The 6,923-nt window shown below is 65.5% G+C and carries 5 protein-coding genes; 4 read left to right on the forward strand and 1 reads right to left on the reverse strand.

Features of this window, described 5'->3' with window-relative positions; all coding sequences use genetic code 11:
• Positions 1-158 precede the first annotated feature (158 nt).
• On the reverse strand, positions 159-809 hold the full coding sequence (locus VN419_RS01575; RefSeq protein ID WP_325643727.1) for a CBS and ACT domain-containing protein: 651 nt from the start codon (positions 807-809) through the stop codon (positions 159-161).
• A gap of 189 nt (positions 810-998) precedes the next feature.
• Here VN419_RS01575 and VN419_RS01580 point away from each other — a divergent pair, with 189 nt between their 5' ends.
• The 4 genes from VN419_RS01580 to lepA form a co-directional block, all read left to right on the forward strand.
• A complete protein-coding gene (locus tag VN419_RS01580) occupies positions 999-1,886 on the forward strand; it encodes a ChbG/HpnK family deacetylase (RefSeq protein WP_325643729.1) in 888 nt (295 codons plus the stop codon).
• 42 nt (positions 1,887-1,928) lie between these two features.
• Positions 1,929-2,957: a glycosyltransferase family 2 protein gene (locus tag VN419_RS01585; RefSeq protein WP_325643731.1), complete on the forward strand. Its 1,029-nt coding sequence runs from the start codon at positions 1,929-1,931 to the stop codon at positions 2,955-2,957.
• 33 nt (positions 2,958-2,990) lie between these two features.
• Entirely contained in the window at positions 2,991-4,667 is a 1,677-nt protein-coding gene (locus tag VN419_RS01590; RefSeq protein ID WP_325643733.1) for an NAD+ synthase, read from the forward strand.
• 475 nt (positions 4,668-5,142) lie between these two features.
• Positions 5,143-6,923 (forward strand): translation elongation factor 4 (gene lepA, locus VN419_RS01595; RefSeq protein WP_325643735.1); only part of this gene is annotated, 1,781 nt, incomplete at its 3' end.

Here is a 6,923-nt window from a genome sequence, read left to right on the forward strand (position 1 = left end):
GTATATATATTCACCAACACAAAAGTCAACAGCATCGCGAATATTTTACCTGCGCAATGACAGCCCCTTAGGTTTGTCTCTTCACAAAAAAAGGCCGGGAGCTGCAACCCCCCGGCCCCTAGGGTAAAACCCCCTGTCCCGAAATCCTTACCGGGCGTCTACACCCAGTAGATGATCTCAAACTTCTCGTGCATTTCGGCCTTCAGCTTGTTCATGGGGGCCTTGTCCATGTCGCGGATGCGCAGGAACACGTCGCGCATGCCCACTTCGGCGGGCTCGCAGGACGTGAGCAGGCTCATGAGGCGCGCGCCGTTGTCCTTCAGATAGTCCAGCACGGGCACCAGGCCGCCCGGCTCGTTGGGCAGCCGCACGCCGATCTGCACCCCGCCCTCCATGACGCCGGTGATGCGCACCAGCACCTTGAAGATGTCGGAGTCGGTGACCATGCCCACGACCTTGTTCTGCTCGTCCACCACCGGCATGCCGCCGATGTTGTTCTCGAGCATGAGCTGGGCCGCGCGTTCGACGGTCTCGCCCTTTTTGATGGTCACGACCTTCTTGGTCATGATGTCCTTGAGCTTCACCTCGGAGAGCAGGTAGTACAGCTCGTGCATGTCCAGCGTGGTGGCCTTGGAGGGAGAGGCTTCCTTGATGTCCCGGTCGGACACCAGACCCAGGATGACCCCGGCCTCGTCGACCACGGGCAAACGGCCGATGCCCTTTTCCTTCATGATCTTGGACGCCTTCATCATGGACATGTCCGGCGTGCCGGTGATGACGTCCTTCGTCATCCAGTTCTCGATGAGCATGCGATTCCTCCTGTTCTCCGCCGGGCAAAGCCGCCCGGAGGTGTGATCTCCATTTTGTGTGCTTCTATACCAGCCTGCAAGAGTTTGCCAGCGAAAAATGCCGCCAAGCCTCTGCCCGTCTTGCTCCGAAGGAAATTCGGCGCCGCCCGGCGCCGCCCGCGCTTTACCTTCCTTCCGCCTGGGGGTAGCATGGCGGCCATGTTTGTTGTGGTGAACGTGGACGATCTTGGGCTGCACCCCGCGGTGCGCCGCGCCGTGGAGGACCTGGCCGGGCTCTCCCGCGTCAGCTCGTCCACGCTCTTGGTCAACGGCCCGGACGCCGCGGCCGCAGCGCGCCTCTCCAGCACCAGCCGGGGCTCCATAGGCGTCGGCGTGCACCTGAACATCCTGCGCGGCAGACCCGAGAGCCCGGCGCATGAAATTCCCGGCCTCACCCGCGCCGACGGCCTGTTCCTGGGCGATTACGTGGCCCTGTTCAAGCGCTACCTGGCCCACGCCTTCACCCCCACCGACGTGGAGCGCGAGTGGACGCGCCAGGTGGAGCGGGCCCTTGAAATGGGCGTCACGCCCACGCACCTGGATTCGGAGAAGCACATCCACGTCTGGCCGGGGCTGTTCGAGGCCGCCAGCCGCGTGGCCAAACGCTTCGGCATCGGCTGGGTGCGCAGGCCGGTGGAGCGCGTGGCGTTTACCCGCTGGGACAAGGGGGCGCTTCGCGCGCGCATCTTGAACACCTTCGCCCTGCTGCACCGGCTGCCCGGTGCCATGGGCGTGGCCCATCCGGCCTGCGTGTTCGGCATAGCCGACCAGGGGGCCAGCCTGTTGCCTGAGCGGCTTGCCGCGTATATGAAGCGGGTGCGACCCGATGTGCTGGAAGTGGTGTGCCACCCCGGCGCGCCCCTGCCGGGCGATCCGCCCCTGCCGCCGGAGTACGGCCCCATGCGCATCGCCGGGCAGTGGACCGACGAGCGCGACGCCCTGGCCGCCAAGGGCTGGGGCGCGGCCTTCAAGGAGGCCGGAGCGCAGCTCGTGCACTATGGCCAGCTGGACCCGGCCACGCGGACCCTGCGGAACTGATCCGCACGGACCAACATATTTCCAAGAAAGCAAGGAAGCCCAATGCACGCAACCGCCGCCACCAGCGCCCAAGGCGACTTCCCCGTGGAAGTCTCCATCGTCACCCCCATGCACAACGAGGAACTCTGCGTACGCGAGTTCCACCGCCGCATGAGCGCGGTTTTGCGCGGCATGGGCGTCAGCCACGAGATCATCCTGGTGAACGACGGCAGCACGGACAAAACGCCGGAGATCATCCGCGAGCTGTCCGCCACGGACCCCAACCTGGTGGGCGTGTTTCTGGCGCGCAACCGGGGCCAGTGCACGGCCATCTTTGCGGGCATCCAGCATTCCTGCGGCCGCTTTGTCGTCATCATGGACGGCGACCTGCAGCACCCGCCCGAAGAGGTGCCCAAACTCGTGGAGAAAATCCGCGAGGGCTACGACCTCGTCAAGGGCATGCGCCAGAAGCGCCAGGAATCCCTGGTGCTGCGCCGCGTGCCCAGCCTCATCGCCAATTACCTCATGCGCGCCACCAGCAAGTGCGACATCCACGACATGGGCGGCCTGTCCATCATCAAGGGCGAAGTGGCGCGGGGCATGAAGCTGCGCGAGGGCCAGCACAGGCTCATTCCGGCCCTGGTGTACGGCCAGGGCGGCGCGGTGTGCGAGGTGCCCACCAGCGCGCCCCCGCGCTTCGCGGGCAAAAGCCACTACGGCATCGGCCGCAGCGTGGACGTGCTCTTCGACATCGTGCTTTTGTGGTTCCAGAACTCCTACAAGCAGCGCCCGGTGTATCTCTTCGGCCGCATCAGCCTGTGGATGTTCATGATCGCCAGCCTCATCATGTGCTGGCTCTTGTACGGCAAGATCTTCCTGGGCGAGCACATGGGCACCCGGCCGCCGTTTCTGGGCGCCGTGCTCCTGTACCTCTCGTCGCTGGGCTTCATGAGCACCGGGCTCATCCTGGAGCTTCTGGTGAACACCCACGACGCCGTTTCCGGGGCGACGCCCTACAAGGTGCGCGAGATCGTCACCAGCAGGGACGGCGGACGCCCCTGCCCAGCGCCCGAAGCCGCGTCCCGGCAGTAGCGGCCGGCATCCGCCCGACACCAGGAAAACGCCATGCGCCTCGGCCTGCTGCAATTGAACCCCAAGGTGGGCGACCTGCGCGGCAACGCGGCGCGCGTGGAGGCGGCCTATGAGCGCGCCGCGGCCCTCGGCGCGGAGCTCTGCGTCACGCCGGAACTGGCGCTTACCGGCTACCCCCCGCGCGACATGCTGCTGTACACCGGTTTCGCCCGCGCCGCGCGCGCCGAGGCCGAAGCCCTCGCCGCGCGCCTGCATGCGAAGTTTCCCAACGGGCCGGCCCTGCTTCTGGGCTGCCCGGAGCTGAACGCCACGGGCCAGGGCAAGGCGCTCTTCAACGCCGCCCTGTGGTGCGAGGCCGGAGCCATCCGCCACAGTTTCCGCAAGTCCCTGCTGCCCACCTACGATGTCTTCGACGAGGCGCGCTACTTTGAGCCCGCGCCTGCCGGGGACGCCAATGTGCTGCGGTACAGGGGCGTCGTCCTGGGCATCACCATCTGCGAGGACCTGTGGAACGACAAGGACTACTGGCCGCACCGCCTGTACCCGGTGGACCCCGTGGAGGCGGCCTGCGCGGCCGGGGCCCAGGCCCTCATCAATCTTTCGGCCTCGCCCTTCTCCTTGCGCAAGCAGGCCCTGCGCCAGGACATGCTCTCGGCCATCGCCAAAAAACGCGGCTTGCCCCTGGCCTATTGCAACCAGGCGGGCGGCAACGACGAACTGGTGTTCGACGGCCGCAGCACCCTGTACGCGGCCGACGGCTCGGTTGCGGCCCGCGCCGCGGGCTTTGCCGAGGACGTGCTGCTGGCGGACCTCTCCGCCCCCGCCATTCCCGTCTCCCTTGACGACGACCTTTCCGCGCCCGCCGAAACCTGGCGCGCCCTGGTGCTCGGCACGCGCGACTACCTTTCCAAGTGCGGCTTCAAAAAAGCCCTGCTGGGCCTGTCCGGCGGCATCGATTCCGCCGTGGTGGCCGCCGTGGCGGCCGAGGCTCTGGGGCCGCAGAATGTTCTGGGCGTGCTCATGCCCTCGCCCTGGTCAAGCCGGGGCAGCATCGACGATTCCCTGGAACTGGCCAAAAACCTGGGCATGCCCACGCAGACCATCGCCATCGAGCCGCTCATGCGGGCCTTCGACGCGTCCCTTTGCGACAGCTTCGCCGCGCTGGCCCCCGGCGCGGGGCCGGGCATCACCGAGGAGAACGTGCAGTCGCGCATCCGTGGCAACCTGCTCATGGCCCTGTCCAACAAGACCGGCGCGCTCCTGCTCACCACGGGCAACAAGAGCGAGCTGGCCGTGGGTTACTGCACCATCTACGGCGACATGAGCGGCGGCTTCGCCGTCATCAGCGATCTGCCCAAGACCCAGGTGTACGCCCTGGCCCGGCACATCAACGCCCTCAAAGGCCAGGCCATTCCTCCGGCCATCATCGACAAGGCCCCGTCCGCAGAACTCCGGCCCGGCCAGAAAGACCAGGACTCCCTGCCGCCCTACGACATCCTGGACGCCATCCTGGCCCTGCACATCGAAAAGGAACAGACCGCCGCCGAAATCGTGGCCGCGGGCTTCGAGGCCGCCACCGTGGCCCGCGTCTGCGCCCTCGTCAAAGGGGCCGAATTCAAGCGCCGCCAGGCCGCGCCGGGCATCAAGGTCGCCTGGCGCAGCTTCGGCTCCGGCTGGCGCATGCCGCTGGCCGCCGCAGCGCTGCCGTAGAAGAGAATACCGGGGGAAACCTTTCTATAGAAAGGTTCTCCCCCGGGCCCCCTTCCAAAGATTTTTCATGGGGTGTCGCGGCACTCCCTTCGGAACCTTTCCCAAGCGCTGCGGGCCGGATGCGTTTTGCGCATCCGGCCCGCAGCGCTTGGAGGACGGTTTGAGCGCGATTAAAATGCGCGGCAGCCCTGCCAGCGCGAAAGATGCCCCGGCGAGCTTTCGCTCGCCGGGGCATCTTTCGCGCCCTGCGGGTCCAGGGGGTGCATACCCCCTGGCGGGGTCAAGGGGCGGCGCCCCTTGCCCGCCTTCAAAAGGCGGCGCCGCCAGCCATGTTCAAAGGTCGGCCCCCTTGACTGCCTCCCCCTTCTCCCTATTAGACAGGCGCGGGCAAATGCCGTACAAGGCTTACGCCTTCAAGGGCCATATCGCCAACGCCGGGGCAACCCGAACCACCCCCGACACGCGGACGAGGACCATGACAGAGACTAAATATATACGAAATTTCAGCATCATCGCCCACATCGACCACGGCAAGTCCACCTTGGCCGACCGCATCCTGGAGCTGACCGGGGTGGTCTCCGCGCGCGAGCAAAAGGCCCAGTACCTGGACAAGATGGATCTGGAGCGCGAGCGCGGCATCACCATCAAGGCCCAGGCCGTGCGCATCCCGTACACCGCCAAGGACGGGGTGAAATACATCCTGAACCTCATCGACACGCCAGGCCACGTGGACTTCTCCTACGAGGTGTCCAGAAGCCTTGCGGCCTGCGAGGGCGCGCTGCTCGTGGTCGACGCCTCCCAAGGCGTGGAGGCCCAAACCCTGGCCAACGTGTACCTGGCGCTGGACAACGACCTTGAAGTCGTGCCGGTGCTGAACAAGATCGATCTGCCCAGCGCCGAGCCGGAGCGCGTTTCGCGCGAGATCGAGGAAGTCATCGGCCTGGACTGCACGGACCCGGCGCTGGTGAGCGCCAAGAGCGGCCTGGGCGTGGCGGACCTCATCGAACGCATCATCACCCATCTGCCGCCGCCCCAGGGCGACGCCAGCGCCCCGCTCAAGGCGCTGATCTTCGACTCCTGGTACGACACCTACCTGGGCGTGGTGGTGCTGTTCCGCGTGCTGGACGGCACGCTCAAGAAGGGCGACAAGATCCGCATCTTCTCCTCGGGCAAGGAATTCGAGGTGATGAAGCTCGGCGTGTTCAGCCCGGAGAGCGTGGAGATGCCGGGCTTCGGCCCGGGCGAGGTGGGCTTCTTGTGCGCCAACATGAAGGAGCTTTCCGACGCTCCGGTGGGCGACACCATCACCAGGGCCGACAACCCGACCAAGACGCCTTTCCCCGGCTTCAAGAAGGTCAAGCCCATGGTCTTCTCGGGCCTGTACCCTGTTGAGCCCAATGAATACGAAATGCTCAAGGTGGCGCTGGAAAAGCTGCAGCTGAACGACGCGGCCTTCAGCTTCGAGCCCGAGACGTCGAAGGCCCTGGGCTTCGGCTTCCGCTGTGGCTTTCTGGGTCTTTTGCACATCGAGATCGTGCAGGAGCGCCTGGAGCGCGAGTTCCAGGCCCGGCTCATCACCACCGCGCCTTCGGTCATCTACACGGTGGAGACCACGGACGGCCGCAAGCTGACCATCGACAACCCGAGCCTCTTGCCCGATCCGAGCAACATCGCCGCCCTGTACGAGCCCTTCGCCAAGGTGGAGATCCACGTGCCCAACGACTTCGTGGGCAACGTGCTCGGCCTGTGCGAGGAGAAGCGCGGCATCCAGAAGGACATGAAGTATCTGACCGCCAGCCGCGTGGTCATCACCTACGAAATGCCCTTCGCCGAGATCATGTACGACTTCTTCGACAAGCTGAAATCCACCACCAAGGGTTACGCTTCACTCGATTACGAGATCATCGACTACCGCCAGAGCGATCTGGTGCGCCTGGACATCCTCATCAACTCCGAAGCCGTGGACGCCTTCTCGGTCATCGTGCACCGGCAAAGCGCCTATCCCTTTGGCCGCAGCCTTGCGGAAAAGCTCAAGAAGAGCATCCCCAAGCAGATGTTCGAGGTCATCATCCAGGCGGCCATCGGCAACAAGATCATCGCCAAGGAGCGCGTGGCCCCCTTCCGCAAGGACGTCATCGCCAAGTGCTACGGCGGCGACATCACCCGCAAGCGCAAGCTTCTGGAAAAGCAGAAGGAAGGCAAGCGCCGCATGCGCCGCATGGGCAACGTGGAAATTCCGCAGGAAGCCTTCCTGGC

The sequence above is a fragment of the Humidesulfovibrio sp. genome (genome assembly GCF_035560995.1).
Lineage (GTDB): Bacteria > Desulfobacterota > Desulfovibrionia > Desulfovibrionales > Desulfovibrionaceae > Humidesulfovibrio.